Raw genomic sequence first — 17,004 nt, 5'->3', positions numbered from 1 at the left:
CATGTTGGCGACTGCGCTTTTGATTCCGACTCCGTTTATCGTTGCTGTCTTTGTCCTCGGCATGTTGGTGGGGAGCTTTCTGAATGTAGTGGTGCTGCGGTACAACACCGGCCGCCTCCGTCAGGCGCTTTTTGGCGGCGGCCGGTCGCATTGTTTTTCTTGCGATAAAACGCTCGCGTGGTACGAGTTGGTCCCTGTGGCGAGCTTTCTCGCTCAAGGCGGACGATGCCGCGGCTGCAAGTGCCGGCTTTCATGGCAGTACCCGCTCGTCGAATTACTCACCGGCCTATTATTTGTCGTGGCATTTCTACATGAAGCAGTCGGTGCGCATTCTTTTGGACTTTTACTCGCGCTCATCATTCTCTCGCTTCTCGTGGTGATCGGCGTGTATGACCTGCGACACAAGATCATTCCCGATGCTCTGGCGTACGCCTTCGCCGCATTCGCTCTGGTGTACAGCCTGGGTCGTCTTTTCTCAGCTCCCTCCAGCCTCGAATACACCAACACGTTATTTCAAGCCATTCCTTGGCTACTCGCCGCTGGCCCGCTCCTGTTCCTGCCATTCTATTTGCTCTGGAAGGTGTCTGGGGGCCGCTGGATTGGCCTTGGCGATGGAAAGCTGGCTTTGGGCATGGGCTGGTTTCTCGGCCTTTCTGGTGGCGTTTCGGCCGTCGTTTTGGCCTTTTGGCTGGGGGCGTTGGTAGCCGTGGTCATGCTTGCGGTCCAACGTTTTGGTCAGCGCTTTGGCCAACTCTTGGGGCCAGCTCTCGGCGCTCGATTGCATATGAAAAGCGAGATCCCGTTTGCACCATTTCTCATCATCGGCACGGTGCTCGTATATGCGACGGGCGTAATGCCGACCGACATTGTCCTCTTCATTCAGAACCTTTTTTGACATACAATACAGGGATGAATCGCGGGTTCACCCTCTTTGAAATGCTCGTGTCTTTGGGCATTTTCATGCTTCTCACCACCACCTTGTTGGTGAAGAATTCTCAATTCAAAGGCAACGTCGTGATCGGCAACACGGCATACCAGCTCGCCCTCACTTTTCGCGAGGCACAGGCGTATGGCGTGAATGTGCGTGGTGTGGATCCGTCGCAATCGGGCGCGTATATCTACGTCACCCCGTATGGTGTGCATTTTGATACGGCGACGCCGACCTCGTACTTGCTCTTTGGTGATAGCTATCCGCCGGCGTCGGGTGGGTCGGCGGCGGTGGGCGATCGGCAATTTACGAGCACGCCCGCAAGCGCCGCCGACGCGTTGGTCCGCACGTATCAGATCGGCTCCGGCACCGAAGTGGTGATGTTCTGCACGATCCGCTCGGGACTCTCGCCGGTGTGCAGCAATTCCGGCACTGGCCCGCTCACGTGGCTCGACGTGAGCTTTCTCCGTCCACAGCTGAGTGCGGCGATTCGTGACTCTTCGCAGACCGATCCAACTTCAAGTATTTTGTTCGCGACCTCTGCGGTGGTGGTGGTGAAGAACGTGCAAGGTATCTGCAAGGCCGTGAAGGTGACGAGTGCTGGCCAGGTCGGAGTGGTTGAAAATCCGAAGATAGATACTGGTGATGGGTATGGTGCCGCGGTCGTTGCTGCGAATGTGTGCCCATAGCAAATACATCGAATGAAACTTTTTTTTAAAAAACGAACAAGCCAGATGAATGCCGCGCGGCGAAGCGCGCGCGGCTTCACACTCATCGAGATGATCGTATCGCTATCACTTTTCATCTCCGTAATGACGGTAGCGGCGAGCTCAATGCTGTCGATCATCGATGCTAATCGAAAATCCCAAGCCACCAACACGGCCGTCGATAATCTCAATTTCGTGATCGACGACATGTCGCGCTCCTTGCGTACGGGGAAGGCGTGGGCCGTGACGCCACTTGCTGATAATAATTCGAGGATCACGTTTGTACCTCAAGGCAAGACGGCTGCCAACAGTACCTCGTACTTTGTTGAAAATAAGCAGATAAAGATGCAGGTCGGTAGCGGCCCAATCGAAACGCTTACCGATCCGGCGCTGATCGTCGACAAGTTGTATTTTTATCTTGATCCGCAGACCGCGCTCGGCCAGCCCTCTGCACAGCCATATCTGCACTTGCTGCTGAAGGCGCATGTAAGCGACAAGACAAAATATCGTAGCAATGTGAATATTTCCACCACTATCAGCCAGCGAACATTAAATCGATGAGTATGAAACCGATATCGACACAGATCAAAAATGGATTCACTCTACTTGAGACGCTCGTCGCGGTGTCGTTGCTCATGCTGTCGATCGTCGGCCCACTTACGATCGCGCAGAAAAGTGTGAAGACTTCGACGTACACAAAGAACCGTACCACGGCGTACTATCTCGCCCAGGATGCCATGGAATTTTTGCGAAATGTGCGCGATACGAATTCACTCCAGGGCGGGACCTGGAACACGCTTGGTAACGTCTACGCTCTGTGTATTGTCGGGAAGTGCGATGTTGATACGCAATATAGTCCGAGCGAGGCAATCTCGAATACCGTGACGCGAGCTGTGACAATACTCCCGTGTTCTGTGAACTGCGATCCGCTCACTTTTCTTTCTTCCCCCCTCCTGCCTTTTAGTGGCTATTTCGGACACGCTCCGATCAGTGACGGCATCATCGAAAGCCAATTTCGCCGAGAGATCACCATTTCGCCGTTAAATGTATCGCCTGATAGCCGAGAATTGCTGATTCGTGTTGATGTGATCTGGTATGAGGGCATCCTCGGTGGGGAAAAGAAAATTTCATTATATGATGAAGTATATGATTGGCAATAACCGAAAACAAAATACACGCGGCGGTTTCACGATCCTGTATTCGCTATTGATCATTAGCTTGCTCATCTCGATCAGTCTCGGTATTTTTGATATTGCACTGCGCGACTTTGCCTTGGCGCAGTCTGCGGCGGAGTCGCAAATCGCGTTGTTTGCTGCCGACGCGGGCATGGAGTGCGCCTTGTATTATGATTTGAAATTCCGCGGCGGCAGCATCGCCTTTGCGACGAGTACGATGAATCCGCAGGTCGCGCTCAGCCCGCAATTCTTGTACGCGTGCGGCGTTCCGACGATGCCGGTCGCGACGCCTCTGTACTATGCTTCGAGCGACACGGCAATCACGACACTCACCGTGTATCTCACTGCTCGCAGCGGCGCCTCAGGGACGAATGTTGCGGACACTGACGGTCCTTGTGCGATCGTGACAGTGAGCAAGTCTACCAGGAGCGGGGATATTTTCACCAATACCGACTCTCGCGGCTACAATATTTGTACCAATTCCACCGCCTCTACTAAGCGTGTCGAGCGAGGATTGCGCGCGACCTACTAGGCTATTATTTGGCCCATTTTTCGGTATAATACGGCCATGGCAAAAGAGGCTCCAAAAGCTATCATTGAGCGCTTGGCGAAGCTAAAGGCGTCTATTGAGCGGCATCGATACAACTATCACGTCCTCGACAAGGAGGAGATTTCGGCTGAGGCGTTGGATTCGCTGAAGCGCGAGTTGTCGCAGATCGAGGAACAGTATCCCGAGCTCGTGACGCCGGATTCGCCGTCGCAGCGTGTAGCCGGCAAGCCGCTCGATGGGTTCAAGAAGGTGCAGCACAAGGTGACTCAATGGTCTTTCAATGACGCATTCACTGAGGAGGATATGGTGAAGTTTGACGAACGCGTGAAGCGTTTTTTGGCGGCTGATGCCACGGCAAAAACGCCCGCAGTATCTACGTCGCCGTCATATATTTGCGAATTGAAAATTGACGGCTTGAAATTGGTACTCGAATACGAAAAAGGCTTGCTCAAGACCGCGGCAACTCGCGGCGACGGCAAGGTGGGAGAAGATGTCACCGAAAATGTGAAGATGATCGAGTCGGTGCCGCTTCGACTAAATGAGCCCGTCGATTGTATTGTGGAAGGCGAGGTCTGGATGGCGAAAAGCACGCTCGCGGACCTGAACAAACAGCGCGAGAAGGTGGGCGAAGAGCCGTTTGCGAATCCGCGCAACCTCGCGGCAGGTTCGATGCGCCAGCTCGATCCGCAAATGGTGAAGGATCGACGGCTCAATACGTTTATCTACGACATTTCATCTTTCGGTGAAAAAATGCCCGCGCGCCAAGTCGATGAATTGCGTCGACTGCAAACCCTCGGCTTCAAAGTGAACCCGCATTTTGCGCCGTGCAAGAATATCGCCGAAGTCGTGGCCTTCTGGAAAAAGTGGCAGAAGCAGGCGCCGAAGCAGGACTATCTTATCGACGGCGTGGTGGTGAAGGTGGATGAGCGAGCGCTGCAGGAACAGCTAGGATACACCGGCAAAGCGCCGCGCTGGGGGATCGCTTTCAAGTTTCCGGCCGAGCAGGTGACGACGGTGGTGGAGGATATTGTGTTGCAGGTGGGCCGCACGGGTGTGGTGACGCCGGTAGCGCATTTGAAGGCGGTGTTGGTGGCGGGCTCTACTGTCGCGCGCGCGACGTTGCACAATGAAGACGAGATCCGACGTTTGGATGTGCGAGTTGGCGACACGGTGATCCTGCAGAAGGCCGGTGATGTGATCCCTGATATTGTGAAGGTGCTCGTCGAAATGCGCACCGGCAAAGAAAAGCCGTACGTGTTTCCAAAGTTTGTGGAAGCCTGCGGCGGCGATGGTCGCATCGAGCGGATCCCAGGCCAAGTGGCGTATCGCTGCGTGAATCCGGATTCCGACGCCCAGCTGAAGCGCAAGCTGTATCATTTTGTCGGAAAGCACGCTTTTGATATTGAGCACATGGGGCCGAAGGTGGTGGACGCGTTGCTGGAGGCCGACCTGATCTCTAGCTCCGCCGATATTTTTGATTTAAAGAAAGAAGACTTGCTCTCGCTTGAGCGTTTTGGCGAGAAATCTGCCGAACGGGTATACGAGGCGATCCAAGGTGCGCGGAAAGTGACGCTCGCTCGGTTCATTATCTCTCTGAGTATTCCACAGGTTGGTGAGGAGACCGCGCACGATATCGCGAAGCATTTTGGCACGTTAGAAAAAGTGATGGCCGCCGACGTACCGGCGCTCGAAGCGATCGAGGGAGTTGGGCCGATCGTGTCCCAGGCTGTTGTTGAGTGGTTTGGTGCGGAGAAAAGTCAATCTCTGGTCGCGCATTTGTTGAAGAATGTGGAGGTGGAGAAAGTCGCTGTTGTTGCGGTGCCAAAGGTCGCGGGTGGAAACGGTATTGGAACTAATGGTGCGGCGAACGCGCTCGCTGGCAAAACGTTCGTACTTACCGGCACCATGGCCGCGATGGATCGTGATGAGGCCAAAGACATTATCCGCTCACTTGGCGGGGACGTGTCTGGTTCAGTGTCCGCAAAAACCTCGTATGTCGTGGCCGGTGAAAATGCTGGTTCCAAACTTGCCAAGGCCGAAGATTTGGGCGTGAAAGTGCTTTCCGAGGAGGAGTTTTTGAAGATGGTGGGGAGGTAGTATTGGGGAGTAGAGAAATAAAAAGCCCGAGCACTCGCGTGCCCGGGGTTGTATCTGATGTTCAGCTCATTTCAAGTTAGTCCGCCAAGGTCGTGGTCCCAGACCGCAATGGTCCCCTTTGTGTCATCCTTTCTCGCTGAGTTGTATATGAACTTGTGTGGGTATTTTGAATCTTCTACGGGCGTGAAAGTGAGTGTTCCGCCCGTTGCTTCTGGTGTCTTTGGTTCATGCCAAGCCCCACCAACGATCGCTCCGCTTGATTCTTGGGGCTTGAAACTGCTGCGCTCGTTCATCAGAAGGTCGGTGATGAGTGCTTCGACCCAGATCGCTGCCGAGGCAGGATGATGTCGAACCTTCGCTTCCCGGTGCACCTCCCAATGCTCTTCAGGACTCAGATCCGTGGCGTTCAGGTTGAGTAGATAGTAACCAGGCTTCGGAGAACCTCCCACGAGCATGTTCTGCCAGTAGCGAAAGCATCCAGCGATGTGTGAATGGTAGAACTTTCGCATAGGGTGCCCTTCTGGCGAGCGGCCAAGGTCATTGAGGCGCACCTCCATTGCATACGGCGAGAGTCCTTGGATGTAGAACAGTCTCCAGTCGGCACCAGGCTCCCTTGTCGGGTGTGACTCTCGAAGCATGTGGCTTGAGTAGAAGAGGGCGCGATGTTTCCAGACAACATCTTCTTGAATGGCCGCGCCGCTACGATTCCAGACCTGAATCACTTCCGGTGCCAGATACATCCGGTCTTCTCCGAGAAGGTCGAAGGCCTCGCTTTCTCCGAGTGTCAACGACCATCCGCCTGAACGAAACGCTCGAGCCATCCGTAGGGCGAATTGTCGGTCTCGACCCAGTCGGGTGAAGTGGTCGACGTTTACACCGTCATCACTCAGCCGTTGAATGGCCGGGTGGAGGTAGTTTGCACCGATATTGCTCAACGGACAGTCGGCCGTTTCCGATTGATTTGGAGGTTGCCTGCGCATAGCATTAGACCTGATTTCTTTCTTGGATCCCCGCTGAACGTAGCGGTTCGCCAGTTGTTGTGTTGTATCCTTTGTCCAAAGATTGCAAAGACTAAAGAACCGTTCTGCTTCGGATACTACGCTTCTGGCTGATGATGTCAATCTGCTCGAAGGAAGAGAGCAAATAAAGAAGCGCCGCCTCAGGGGAGGCGGCGCGGTAAGAGAATTGCGGTGTGAGACTTAGCCGAGGCCGAGCTGGGCACAGGCCTTGAGGGCCTGACCAAAACCGCCGAAAAAGGGGTCCTTGTGACGGTGCTCGTCAGGGTGGGAGGTCTTCTTTTCCACGGACCGGGCTGGTGCAGCTTCTGCTGTAAGGGCCAGGATGCCCGTGACGATTCGCCAGTGGCGACGGTGGGTCGTCAACCGGCCTTTGGCTGCTGCGGTGTCGGCGTGTGCGATGTGCTTTTTTGCGCTCATGCGTGTTTCGCGATGGATTTTCGAGTTGCCCTCGGCAAACTATGCCGGGAGCGGTGCAATGGCACTAGGGTAGGATACTACAATACTTATGTACAAAGTGCAAGTCGAGGCGCCTGTGGATGGAGGCTCCAGTTAGGGCGTCGGCGAAAGAGATATGCTATGATACCCGAATATGGTGGAAATCAAGGATATCGAGAAGTTGGCGGCGCTCTCGCGCATCTCGCTGACGGAGGCGGAAAAGGCTCAAATGCGCACAGAAATCGAGGCGATTTTGGGCTATGTGGCTCAGATCCAGAAGGTCTCCGGTACCCCGAAGACAGCCGAGGAGCGTTCGCGTGAGAAGAAAGACGAAGTGCGAAATGTGCTTCGCGAGGATGGTGTTCGCATGCACACCCCTGGCGAATACTCCGAGGCATTGCTCACGAATGCGCCGAAGCGCGATGGTCGTTTTGTGAAAGTGAAGAAAATTTTGTCGTAAAAGAGTATGAAGATCGATCTCAAAACCATCACGATTCGCAGTGCGCACGACGCTTTTGTAAAAGGTGACTTTACCGCTGTGCAATTGGCGCAGGCGTATCTCGACGAAATCGCTGCGAAAAACGCCAAAATCAATGCGTACCTCGAAGTATTCAGCGATGTGCTCGATCAGGCCAAGGCGGCCGATGTGCTGATCAAAGAAGGAAAGGGCAGTTTGCTCACCGGCATTCCGATCGCGGTGAAGGACAATATTTTGATCAAGGGTCGACGTGCGGGTGCAGCGTCGAAGATTCTCGAGGGGTATGTCGCGCCGTATGATGCGACCGCAATCGCGCGTCTCAAAAAAGAAGGCGTGGTGTTTATTGGCCGCACCAACATGGATGAATTCGCGATGGGCGGCTCCAACGAAAACTCGGCATACGGTCCGGTGCACAATCCGCACGATGAGTCTCGTGTGTCCGGCGGCTCTTCTGGTGGTTCAGCGGCGGCAGTGGCGATGTTCGGGGCGCTCGCCGCTTTGGGTTCGGATACCGGCGGTTCGGTGCGCCAGCCGGCGAGCCTCTGCGGGGTGGTTGGTTTCAAACCGACCTACGGTGCGATCTCTCGATATGGTCTGATGGCGATGGGTTCGTCGCTCGATCAGATTGGTACTATCGCGAAAAATGCCGACGATGCGCAAATCCTTTTTGATGCGATGGCAGGACATGATGAGCATGACAGTACGACATTGCCTGAGAGTGCGTTCAATGGGATAAAAAGCACCGCTGTTTCTTCGGCGAAAAAACGCATTGGGATTCCCCGACATTTTATGAAGGAGGGTATCGACGCCGAGGTGTTGGCGAATTTTGAGGCAGCGGTTGCGCAATACAAAAAGCTTGGATATGAGATCGTCGAGATCGAACTGCCAAATATTGAATATTCGCTTGCGGTGTACTACGTGATCATGCCGGCCGAAGCCTCATCGAACCTCTCACGCTTCGATGGCATGAAGTACGGAGCTTTGAAAGAGGGTAACGACCTGCTCGCTGACTATCTTCGCACTCGCACGGAAGGCTTTGGCAAAGAGGTACGTCGCCGCATCATGATGGGCAACTACATCCTCTCTTCCGGCTACTACGATGCGTATTATGCGAAGGCCAATCTCGTGCGCGATATGATCAGGGTTGATTTTGCGGAAGCGTTCAAAAAAGTTGATTTTATTTTGACGCCGACTTCACCTGTACCCGCTTTCAAAATCGGCGAAAAGTCGGCTGACCCGCTACAGATGTACCTAGCCGACATTTTCACCGTCACAGCTAACCTCGTGGGCGTGCCAGCGATCTCGATTCCATCAGGCTTTGTCGAGAAAGAGGAGAAGCAGTTGCCACTTGGCATCCAGCTCATGGCACCGCACAAAGCCGACGCGACACTTTTCCACTGCGCCAAAGATTTCCTCGCCTAGGTTTGATACAATAGAGAGGAAATGAACCCTCTGTTTTCTTTTTTACAAGCCGCGGCAAGCTCGGCGAACACTGCGAGCAGCACAGACCAAATCCCAAGACTCCCGTCTCTGTCGTTTGAAGATATCTTCATTTGGATCATCAATTTCTTTTTTGATATTGCCGGTGCGGATTATCAACAAACGCTTGAGACCGCACTATTTGCGGCACGGTTTTTCTCCATCTTCCTGTCCCTCCTCTTTATTGTCGGTACCATCTATGCCAGAATGCAAGCGAAGCAGATTGAAATCCGCCGGCATCATCGGGCTGCACCGAGGAAGAAGCATGGGGCAGCCGAGGGTGCTGCGGCGCACGGTGCGAGTGCAAATCATGGCGGGCCGGCCAATTTGCCGACCGGGGTTCCCGTTGGATTGCCGATCTTTGACGAGTCTGCCGAGATTGAAAAGAAGGCACGTAATGCCGAGCGTTGGGCTGCCGTCGTGGAAAACGTCAGTTCAGCAAGCGAATCCGATTGGCGCTTGGCGATCCTCGAGGCAGATATTATTTTGGATGACATGCTAAAGGGGATGGGGACGTTTGGTGACACTGTGGCGGATCGTCTGAAGTCGGTGAATGAGCACACGATTCCGAGCGTGCAGAAAGCGTGGGAAGCGCATTTGGTGCGCAACAGGATCGCACATGATGGTGCAAATTTTGCACTGTCTCAGCATGAGGCACGGAGAATTATCGGGCTGTTTGAGACGGTGTTGAAGGAGGGGCGGTTTCTTTAGGGGTTCTTCATAATTTCTTAGACATTTCTTGATTGCGCCTTCATTCCGTGGTATGCTATCTTTTGTCCAAAGAAAATCATCGGAAGTGATTTGGATACATATCGCGGGGTAGAGAAGCAGTAACTCGCAAGGCTCAATTTTTAGGGCTCACTATCGAGTAATCGGTATTGATAACTTGTCAAATTCGGTGAAACCTCGTCTTCTCAACTTTGGGGAGGGGTGGCAATACCGAGCCAAGCCGAGCAAAATCTCGGAAGGTGTAGAGACTAGATGGCAGGCTTCCGTAACGAGACAAGAGTATCTTTCGGAAGAAGGTATAGTCCAGACCACGAAGCCAAGTCGGTGCGGCGAAAGCCGAAGTGGTAAGCATAACCTTGAGGCCCGCGTGCAATTCGCGGCCCCGCAACAAGGAAAACGAAAAACAGACGCTCGGAATGGCGCCTGTTTTTCGTTTCAAAAGCATTCTTCTTAACGGCATCATAAAAATAATATATAATATGATGACTATGCCATATCGTGATCCAGAAAAACATCGTCAAAACCACAAGAGATATATGAGAGAGGTGTGGTATCCAAAAAATAAGAAAAAGCACATTTCGTATGTAAACAGGTTGAAGCAGAAAATACTCGAGTATATTTGTGAATATAAAAAAATGAGAAGTTGTATCGATTGTGGTTTCTGCGGAGGAGAATACCCTCAGGTTTTAGAATTTGACCATGTTGGGAAGAAAAGCTTTAATTTGGCAGACTTTAAGCGGAAAACCTCAAGTTTGAACAGAATAAAGACCGAAATATCTAGATGTGAGCTTGTTTGTGCTAACTGTCACCGAATTAGGACTGTAAAAAGAACAAAAAAGATTTAATTGTCCAAAACGATATTTGTGCTATATTCTTTAGTGATGCCGGAGTAGCTCAGGTGGCTAGAGCATCTCACTCATAAAGAGAAGGTCACAGGTTCGAGTCCTGTCTCCGGCACAAAGAGTGGTGCAGCATTACAACACGTCAAAAATACGCCTCAACGAGGCCTTTTTTGCTTTTCGCGCACCATCCGATATTGCAGATTTTGCCGGCAGGTATACACTTATTCATTAGGAAAAACGAGGTCGGTTGTAGCTCGTTTCGATCCCTGAAATGTCGGTAATGCATGGTCCATGTGGTCTGTCTCGTCGGAGGAACGCCTATGAAAAAACTCGAGTCGGTCATTGTCGGGCTGACGGCCATTTGGCTGGTCGGCGTGTCGGGTGCGCGAGTGCAGGCAGAGGAGAAGCCTGGCAGCACTCTCGGAGGCTATGTGCAGTATGCCAAGCTCGACCCCGTCGCGACCAAACCGACGGTGCGGGTTGGCCCGTTCAGCTTGCCGGCAAATGCACCAGAACGGTTGCCGTATCCGGTGAAGTTGGCTTTGGCTCAGCCGAAGGTTTCGACCGCACAAACCGCCGTCGAACACTTTGGCGAAGTAATCACGGTCTTCGGCGAACGGATCGTCCCGCCGCCCAACGTGAGCAGCCTAATCCACATCCAAGAACCTACTGCTCGTTCGGCTGCCGATGCCTATCAGTGGACATTCTGGAAATTTCGCGGAGCATCCGGCAAGCCGCTTTTTGGCACGGATCTCATCGTTCAATATCGTTATCCCACCGAAGGTTCGGCGCCGCGGGGATTCCGGAGCGGGGACCTCATCGTCGGCCTCGCCTTGAACATTCCGTTGGGACGATCCCATCCTTCGACTTCAGGCACCGTATTCGCCATACGATGAGGTCTGACCTGTGTCGGCGTCGAGCACACTCCGTGGCTCGTTGGGTAGTTTTCGAGAGGGCGGTACTGCGGTGCCGCTCTTTTCTTATTGCCTCAAATATGTATAATGGGTTCCTATGCGGCCATAGCTTAGCTGGATAAAGCGCCTCCCTGTCACGGAGGAGACCGCCGGTTCGAGTCCGGTTGGCCGCGCAGATCGGTTTTCGTCAATATTCGCTGGTCGCCGCGCCCATTTTAGCCCCCATGTCTCATCATCAAGATTTTTGGAATAAGGAATACAAGAGCCCGAAGCATCTGGCGCTTTCGGAGCAGCCTTCGGAGGACCTGGAGAAGTTTGCTCGATGGGTGGCGCGTGCCTGGGAGAAGGAGCCGCAGGCGATCCTCGGCATCGATGCGAATTCCTTGGTGGTAGATATGGGCTGTGGCAACGGGCGCAACATGGTGTATTTTGCGAAGACATTTGGATGTCGGGCGATTGGCTATGATATTTCCGGCGAGGCGATTCGTCAGGCCAAATCGGTGGCGGAGAAGGTGGATGCTGAGTCGAAAGCTGAAGATGGCAATGCTTCTGTTGCCATCGCCCCGCTCCTCACTTTTGAGGCGCGTTCGATTGAGGGCACGTTTCCAGAGCTCGCTGATGAGTCGGTGGATGTGGTGCTCGACATGATGTCTTCACACTTTTTGAATGAGGCCCAGCGTGTGGTGTTTCGAGACGAGGTCGCACGGATTTTGAAGCCAGGCGGGTGGTTCTTTTTCAAGACCTTTTGTGCCGATGGTGATTTACATACCAAGCGTTTACTTCGTGACAATCCGGCAGGGGAAGCAGGCTCGTATATTCATCCGAAATTTGGCTTGGCCGAGCATGTGTGGACGGAGGAGGAGATTGATGCATTTTTTGGTGAACAATTTGAGATCAAGAAGCTCGAAAAATCTCATCGCCATATTTTGAATGGTCGTGCCTTCAAGCGCCGCACGGTGACCGCGTATTTGGAGAGGAAGTGGTAGGGTGAAAGTGATAGTTGATTAAAGAAGGTAAATATATTACTCTACCTTGGTAGCTCAGTTGCCGTTGTAGCTCAGTTGGTAGAGCACGTCATTGGTGGGTCGTCACCCCTGCCCACGATGGAAGCAATTCCGTCGCGAATCCCGAATAACGGTTAATATCCAAATACTGGACAAGACCGTGGCGCCGAACAGTTCGACGCCCGAACGACTGACAAGGGTCTCCACTTCTGGCAGGAATGCGGAAGCGGAGAAAGATACAGTCTAGTCCTCTCGCAAGATGAGGTGTAAACGAATGACGAGGTCATCAGTTCAATCCTGATCAACGGCTCATTTTTTTGACTCCAGTGCCTTCGGTGAAATAATAGAAAAGAAAAAACCGGCGGGACCTGGGGTCCCGCCGGTTCGACGTTGTGCAAATTCGACACTTACTTCGCCACCGTCAGCTTCCGGTGCCGCGCCACTCCGAGCATCCGAAGGAATTTCGCGTCCATCCGGAGGCACTTCTTGCCGTCCGTCTTGGTGGTGCAGATCGTTCCGAGCCCGAACGTCTTGATGATGAGGTCATGGAAGGTCTCGACGCCCATCACGCAGCCCTTTGGCAGGAGGTGTAGGTTCTGTGCCCAGAGGCGCATGTCGATGCCTTCTTTCAGGCGAAGCGGATGCCTGCCTATATTGGCCCACTCGAAATAGCCGGTTAGCGCAGAGAGATCGGCGAATGCGTCCATGCTCATCCCTTGCATTGCCCAGTGGCCGATATCGAGATGAAGGCCGAGATTTTCGAGCTTGCCAGTCTTAATTGCCCAAGCGATGGCGGAAAAAGGCGACCAAGTTCCGTCCTCGGTCATGTTGAGCGCTTCGCAAAGAATCTTGATGCCGAGCTTTTTCGCGAGAGCGTCGAGCTTCTTCATCCAGGGAAGAAAGGCGGTTTCGATCAGGTTGTCCGTGCCCCAGTTCGGTCGCATCGTCATGTGGCGCGTGTGCACTGGGCCACAGAGGATTGGATCGCCGACTTTGGCCTTCACCAAGGCGAGTGTGTATTGAGCCTGTCGCTCGAGTTCGAGGAGGCAGGCGTCGGCGCCTCCCATAAACGGGTCGGGGCCGGTGTTGCCGAGAAAGCCGCAAATCAAGCCGCGCATCTTCTCCCGCTTGAAGATCTGCGCCATCCGCTTCGGTGTGAGGGATTCGTGCACAAGGACAGCGACGACCACGAGGCCGTGCAGTCCGCACTCATCGCGGCAGTAGCGGAGCATCTTGACGAGCTCGGCTTCCGTGATGCTGAGGCATGGGAAGGCGAGGCAGTGACCAAAGAGTTTGGTCGGCAGACGGAGGGTTGATTTCATACGGTTCGACTGGTGTGTTTGCTTGCGTTTATGTCGGTGTGCACTCGGTATCAGGGGTCTTTTTATTCCCTAAATCGAGCTTTGGACTGGGGTGGATACTAAAGTAAAAATACTTGAATGTCAACAGAACTTTTTCTCTGTGGTTGTTTCGACGTCACATTTTTGCTACCATTCACCCACGCCAAAGTAGCTCAGTTGGTAGAGCACTACTTTCGTAAAGTAGGGGTCCCCGGTTCGATCCCGGGCTTTGGCTCCAATTGCATTTCTCACCGTATTGTCATATAGTTTCTGACGGTGTCGGTGTTGGTAAGGTTGTGATACGCTTTGCGTCTCGAATGTCCCCCGCAAGGAGCTTCGGTCTTAACAGGCCGGAGACCCGCGCGTAATCCTCTGGACAGTGTTTCAATTCATAGAGATCCTCTGCCTGTTTGGCAGTGCGCAGTGAACTTCGTCTGCAGAACGCCCACTTCCAAGTGGCCGCACCGCTCGCTGGGTGGCACCATCATCCTTCGAACCTTCGTCGGTGTTCGTCTCTGCTCCACTGCACGTATCACACCTCCTCGGTCTTTGTGCCGCCCTTTGCAGGGTTGTTTGTATCCGCGTTGTCTCGCTCTGTAATTCGTCCCTCCTGACGCGAGATGGATCCAAGCAGCCTTTCTCTGGGCGGCTTTTTCTTTTGTACAATCGACCTGGAATCGGTATACTGTGACGCATGGACGCGTCTGAACAAAAAGCCTCAAAGCCTCAAAATGCCCAAGAGGCCAAAGTGGAAGCGCGAATCGCTGAGATCGAAGCCGCGATGCTCGAGGGTGATTTTTGGGCTGACAAGACAAAGGCGCAGATGATGATGAAGGAATTGGGTGAACTGAAAGACGAGTTGAAAAGCGGCGGCCCAGGTGGAAAATATGACAAGGGCGAAGCCGTGATCACGATTTTTTCAGGTGCTGGCGGCGATGATGCGGAGGATTTTTCAGCGATGTTGTTCCGGATGTATCGAAAATATGTTGAGACAAAAGGTTGGTCGCTTGGAGTGCTGGACGACAATGAAAATAGTCATGGCGGGTACCGCAACATTACCTTCGAGATCACTGGTAAGCCGACCGGCAGCAATGGCGTGTATGGCACGCTCAAAAACGAGTCGGGCGTACATCGCTTGGTGCGTCTGTCACCGTTTAATTCAAAGCAGCTGCGCCAAACCTCTTTTTCAATGGTGGAAGTGGTGCCAAAATTTGATGCTTCGCTCTCTTCGGCGGCGCGCCTCGATATTCCGGAAAGCGATTTGGATATCTCCACCGCCCGCGCCGGAGGCGCGGGCGGTCAGAATGTCAATCGCCGCGAAACCGCAGTACGCATTGTACATATCCCGACCGGCCTCTCAGTAAACATCTCCTGCGAGCGCTCGCAACATCAAAACCGAGAGAAAGCACTCGAGATCCTCAAAGGCAAGCTGTACAAACGTATGGAGGAAGAGCGCAAGGCGAAAGAGCGCGGCATGGCGATCTCCAAAACAACGAGTATTGAATGGGGCAACCAAATTCGCTCGTACGTCATCCACCCATACAAGATGGTGAAGGATCACCGAACTGATATCGAATCGAGCAATCCCGATGCGGTACTCGAAGGCGATCTGGAGAAGTTCATCGAAGCTGAGAAAATGCTATAATAGGCGGACATGATTCATTTCGATAAGGTGTTTAAGCGGTATGCCGACCAGACTCACGCGCTGGACGATGTGTCTTTTTCCATCCAACCAAAGGAGTTTGTGTCAATTGTGGGCCATTCTGGTGCAGGAAAAACCACGTTATTGAAGATGATTCTCGCTGAGGAGCGACCTTCTGGAGGGAAGGTCTTTTTTGAGTCGGTCAATATTCACAAGCTCAACCGCAAAGAGCTCACCAAATTTCGCCAAAAGATCGGCGCAGTGTTTCAGGATTTCCGTCTCCTCCCACAGAAGACTGCCTATGAAAATATCTCTTTTGCGATGGAGGTGGCCGGTCGTACCGACGAAGATATCGCTGCGGACGTGCCGCACGTGCTCAACCTCGTAGATTTGGCCGACAAAATGCACAACTTTCCACACGAGCTATCCGGCGGGGAAAAACAACGTGTGGCTATCGCCCGAGCGATCGTAAATAATCCCGACATTATTATTGCCGATGAGCCGACTGGCAATCTAGACCCAATTAACACCTACGAAATCGTACAAATTTTGAAAAAGATCAACGACTTGGGTACGACAGTGATCCTCACGACTCACAACAAAGGGGTCGTGGATTCTGTGGGAAAGCGAGTGATCACGATGGAAAGGGGCAAGGTCGTGCGGGACGATAAATCGGGGAAGTATATTTTGTAATATAATACAGTCACACATACACACATGTTCTGGACGAATACAAAACGAGTGGTAAAAGCAGGATCGGTGTACTTTTGGCGCAACGCGTTTGTGTCGTTTTCGTCGGTGTTGGTGATGATCGTGACCTTGTCCTTCCTCACCGGTCTCATTTTTGGCAATGCCGCTCTGCAGGCGACGCTCGCGTCTTTGAAAGAGAAGGTGGACATGAATGTCTATTTTGTGCCGAACGCTGACCCGCAAGATATTTTGGCTCTGAAGGCAATTTTGGAAAAGAAGGTCGAGGTAACCTCCGTGACTTACACTTCTCGCGAGGAGGCTCTCGAGGCACTCAAGAGTCGTCATCCCGACGATGGTACCGTGGAAGCCATCAATGAGCTTGGCGACAACCCGCTCGGCGCTGTCTTGAATGTGCAGACGAAAGATCCGTCGCACTATGAGGCGCTCGCACGTTTTCTGAAGACTGACAATGCCGTGTCGCCAAACGGCGTCTCGATCATCCGCAAGGTGAATTTCTACGACCACGAGACGGCGATCAACGCGCTTTCCCGCATTATCAACGCCACCAATCGCCTCGGCTTCGTTTTGACGATTGTCTTTGTGCTGATCTCGTTGATCATTGCGTTCAACACGATCCGGCTTACGATCTACAATTCACGCGAAGAGATTTCCGTGATGAAATTGGTAGGGGCAACCAACAAATATGTTCGCGGGCCATTTATGGTGAGCGGGGTGATGTGCGGTGCGGTGGCTTCATTGCTCACGCTCATTCTCTTTTTCTTCCTCATCTATTACAGCCGTAGCTTCGCGCAGAATTTTTTCATCGGCATTGATTTCCTGAGCTACTACGTCACAAATTTTGGACAAATCTTCGGAATCGTTGTCGGCTCTGGTGTGCTCATTGGTGCCATCTCGAGCTATCTTGCGGTGCGCAGGTATCTAAAGGTATGATGAGGGTACGATAGAGAAATTATA

17 protein-coding genes and 3 tRNA genes are annotated in these 17,004 nt (G+C 52.9%); 17 read left to right on the top strand and 3 right to left on the bottom strand.

Annotated elements, in window-relative coordinates:
• The first annotated feature begins 1 nt into the window (after position 1).
• From AAB391_02180 to ligA, 6 genes are read left to right on the top strand one after another with little or no spacing between them, the layout of a single operon-like run.
• Positions 2-895, top strand: coding sequence for a prepilin peptidase (locus AAB391_02180; GenBank protein ID MEK7645103.1), 894 nt, complete (start codon positions 2-4; stop codon positions 893-895).
• Positions 896-909: 14 nt separating this feature from the next.
• Positions 910-1,617, top strand: coding sequence for a prepilin-type N-terminal cleavage/methylation domain-containing protein (locus tag AAB391_02175; GenBank protein ID MEK7645102.1), 708 nt, complete (start codon positions 910-912; stop codon positions 1,615-1,617).
• A gap of 12 nt (positions 1,618-1,629) precedes the next feature.
• Positions 1,630-2,196: a type II secretion system protein gene (locus tag AAB391_02170; GenBank protein ID MEK7645101.1), complete on the top strand. Its 567-nt coding sequence runs from the start codon at positions 1,630-1,632 to the stop codon at positions 2,194-2,196.
• A gap of 2 nt (positions 2,197-2,198) precedes the next feature.
• Entirely contained in the window at positions 2,199-2,795 is a 597-nt protein-coding gene (locus AAB391_02165) for a hypothetical protein (GenBank protein MEK7645100.1), read from the top strand.
• Positions 2,782-3,342, top strand: coding sequence for a hypothetical protein (locus tag AAB391_02160; protein ID MEK7645099.1), 561 nt, complete (start codon positions 2,782-2,784; stop codon positions 3,340-3,342). Before AAB391_02165 ends, AAB391_02160 begins: the two co-directional genes overlap by 14 nt.
• 36 nt (positions 3,343-3,378) lie before the next feature.
• Positions 3,379-5,457, top strand: a complete 2,079-nt coding sequence (ligA, locus tag AAB391_02155) for an NAD-dependent DNA ligase LigA (protein ID MEK7645098.1) — start codon at positions 3,379-3,381, stop codon at positions 5,455-5,457.
• Positions 5,458-5,528: 71 nt separating this feature from the next.
• On the opposite strand, the gene AAB391_02150 is transcribed toward ligA, so the two are convergent.
• Together AAB391_02150 and AAB391_02145 are read right to left on the bottom strand one after the other, a co-directional pair.
• Positions 5,529-6,437, bottom strand: coding sequence for a hypothetical protein (locus tag AAB391_02150; protein MEK7645097.1), 909 nt, complete (start codon positions 6,435-6,437; stop codon positions 5,529-5,531).
• Between the two features lie 219 nt (positions 6,438-6,656).
• The gene (locus AAB391_02145; GenBank protein MEK7645096.1) at positions 6,657-6,893 is read right to left on the bottom strand and encodes a hypothetical protein; all 237 of its coding nucleotides are present in this window, start codon (positions 6,891-6,893) and stop codon (positions 6,657-6,659) included.
• Between the two features lie 172 nt (positions 6,894-7,065).
• Between AAB391_02145 and gatC the strand changes: the two genes are divergently transcribed.
• The 7 genes from gatC (at position 7,066) to AAB391_02110 (ending at position 12,339) form a co-directional block, all read left to right on the top strand.
• Positions 7,066-7,371, top strand: a complete 306-nt coding sequence (gene gatC / locus AAB391_02140) for an Asp-tRNA(Asn)/Glu-tRNA(Gln) amidotransferase subunit GatC (GenBank protein MEK7645095.1) — start codon at positions 7,066-7,068, stop codon at positions 7,369-7,371.
• 6 nt (positions 7,372-7,377) lie between these two features.
• Entirely contained in the window at positions 7,378-8,811 is a 1,434-nt protein-coding gene (gene gatA, locus AAB391_02135) for an Asp-tRNA(Asn)/Glu-tRNA(Gln) amidotransferase subunit GatA (GenBank protein MEK7645094.1), read from the top strand.
• A 21-nt stretch (positions 8,812-8,832) separates the two neighbouring features.
• On the top strand, positions 8,833-9,579 hold the full coding sequence (locus AAB391_02130) for a hypothetical protein (protein MEK7645093.1): 747 nt from the start codon (positions 8,833-8,835) through the stop codon (positions 9,577-9,579).
• Positions 9,580-10,480: 901 nt separating this feature from the next.
• Positions 10,481-10,554 (top strand) — tRNA-Met (locus tag AAB391_02125).
• A 205-nt stretch (positions 10,555-10,759) separates the two neighbouring features.
• Positions 10,760-11,335 (top strand): hypothetical protein, encoded by a 576-nt coding sequence (locus AAB391_02120; GenBank protein MEK7645092.1) that lies wholly within the window; start codon positions 10,760-10,762, stop codon positions 11,333-11,335.
• A 117-nt stretch (positions 11,336-11,452) separates the two neighbouring features.
• Positions 11,453-11,526 (top strand) — tRNA-Asp (locus AAB391_02115).
• A 51-nt stretch (positions 11,527-11,577) separates the two neighbouring features.
• Positions 11,578-12,339, top strand: a complete 762-nt coding sequence (locus AAB391_02110; protein ID MEK7645091.1) for a class I SAM-dependent methyltransferase — start codon at positions 11,578-11,580, stop codon at positions 12,337-12,339.
• Positions 12,340-12,764: 425 nt separating this feature from the next.
• Here AAB391_02110 and AAB391_02105 read toward each other — a convergent pair whose 3' ends face one another.
• Complete coding sequence (locus tag AAB391_02105) at positions 12,765-13,679, bottom strand: hypothetical protein (GenBank protein ID MEK7645090.1); 915 nt, start codon at positions 13,677-13,679, stop codon at positions 12,765-12,767.
• Between the two features lie 180 nt (positions 13,680-13,859).
• Between AAB391_02105 and AAB391_02100 the strand changes: the two genes are divergently transcribed.
• The 4 genes from AAB391_02100 to AAB391_02085 all read left to right on the top strand — a co-directional run bounded on the left by AAB391_02100 (position 13,860) and on the right by AAB391_02085 (position 16,980).
• A tRNA-Thr gene (locus tag AAB391_02100) sits at positions 13,860-13,935 on the top strand.
• 456 nt (positions 13,936-14,391) lie between these two features.
• Positions 14,392-15,342: a PCRF domain-containing protein gene (locus AAB391_02095; GenBank protein MEK7645089.1), complete on the top strand. Its 951-nt coding sequence runs from the start codon at positions 14,392-14,394 to the stop codon at positions 15,340-15,342.
• Positions 15,343-15,351: 9 nt separating this feature from the next.
• The gene (ftsE, locus tag AAB391_02090) at positions 15,352-16,032 is read left to right on the top strand and encodes a cell division ATP-binding protein FtsE (protein ID MEK7645088.1); all 681 of its coding nucleotides are present in this window, start codon (positions 15,352-15,354) and stop codon (positions 16,030-16,032) included.
• Between the two features lie 24 nt (positions 16,033-16,056).
• Positions 16,057-16,980, top strand: coding sequence for a permease-like cell division protein FtsX (locus AAB391_02085; protein MEK7645087.1), 924 nt, complete (start codon positions 16,057-16,059; stop codon positions 16,978-16,980).
• Positions 16,981-17,004: the final 24 nt, after the last annotated feature.

This window comes from Patescibacteria group bacterium (assembly GCA_038065315.1).
Classification (GTDB): domain Bacteria; phylum Patescibacteriota; class Minisyncoccia; order Phycocordibacterales; family JBBTRF01; genus JBBTRF01.
Note: the sequence above shows the minus strand (reverse complement) of the source record. Positions and strands in the feature narration are given on the sequence as shown.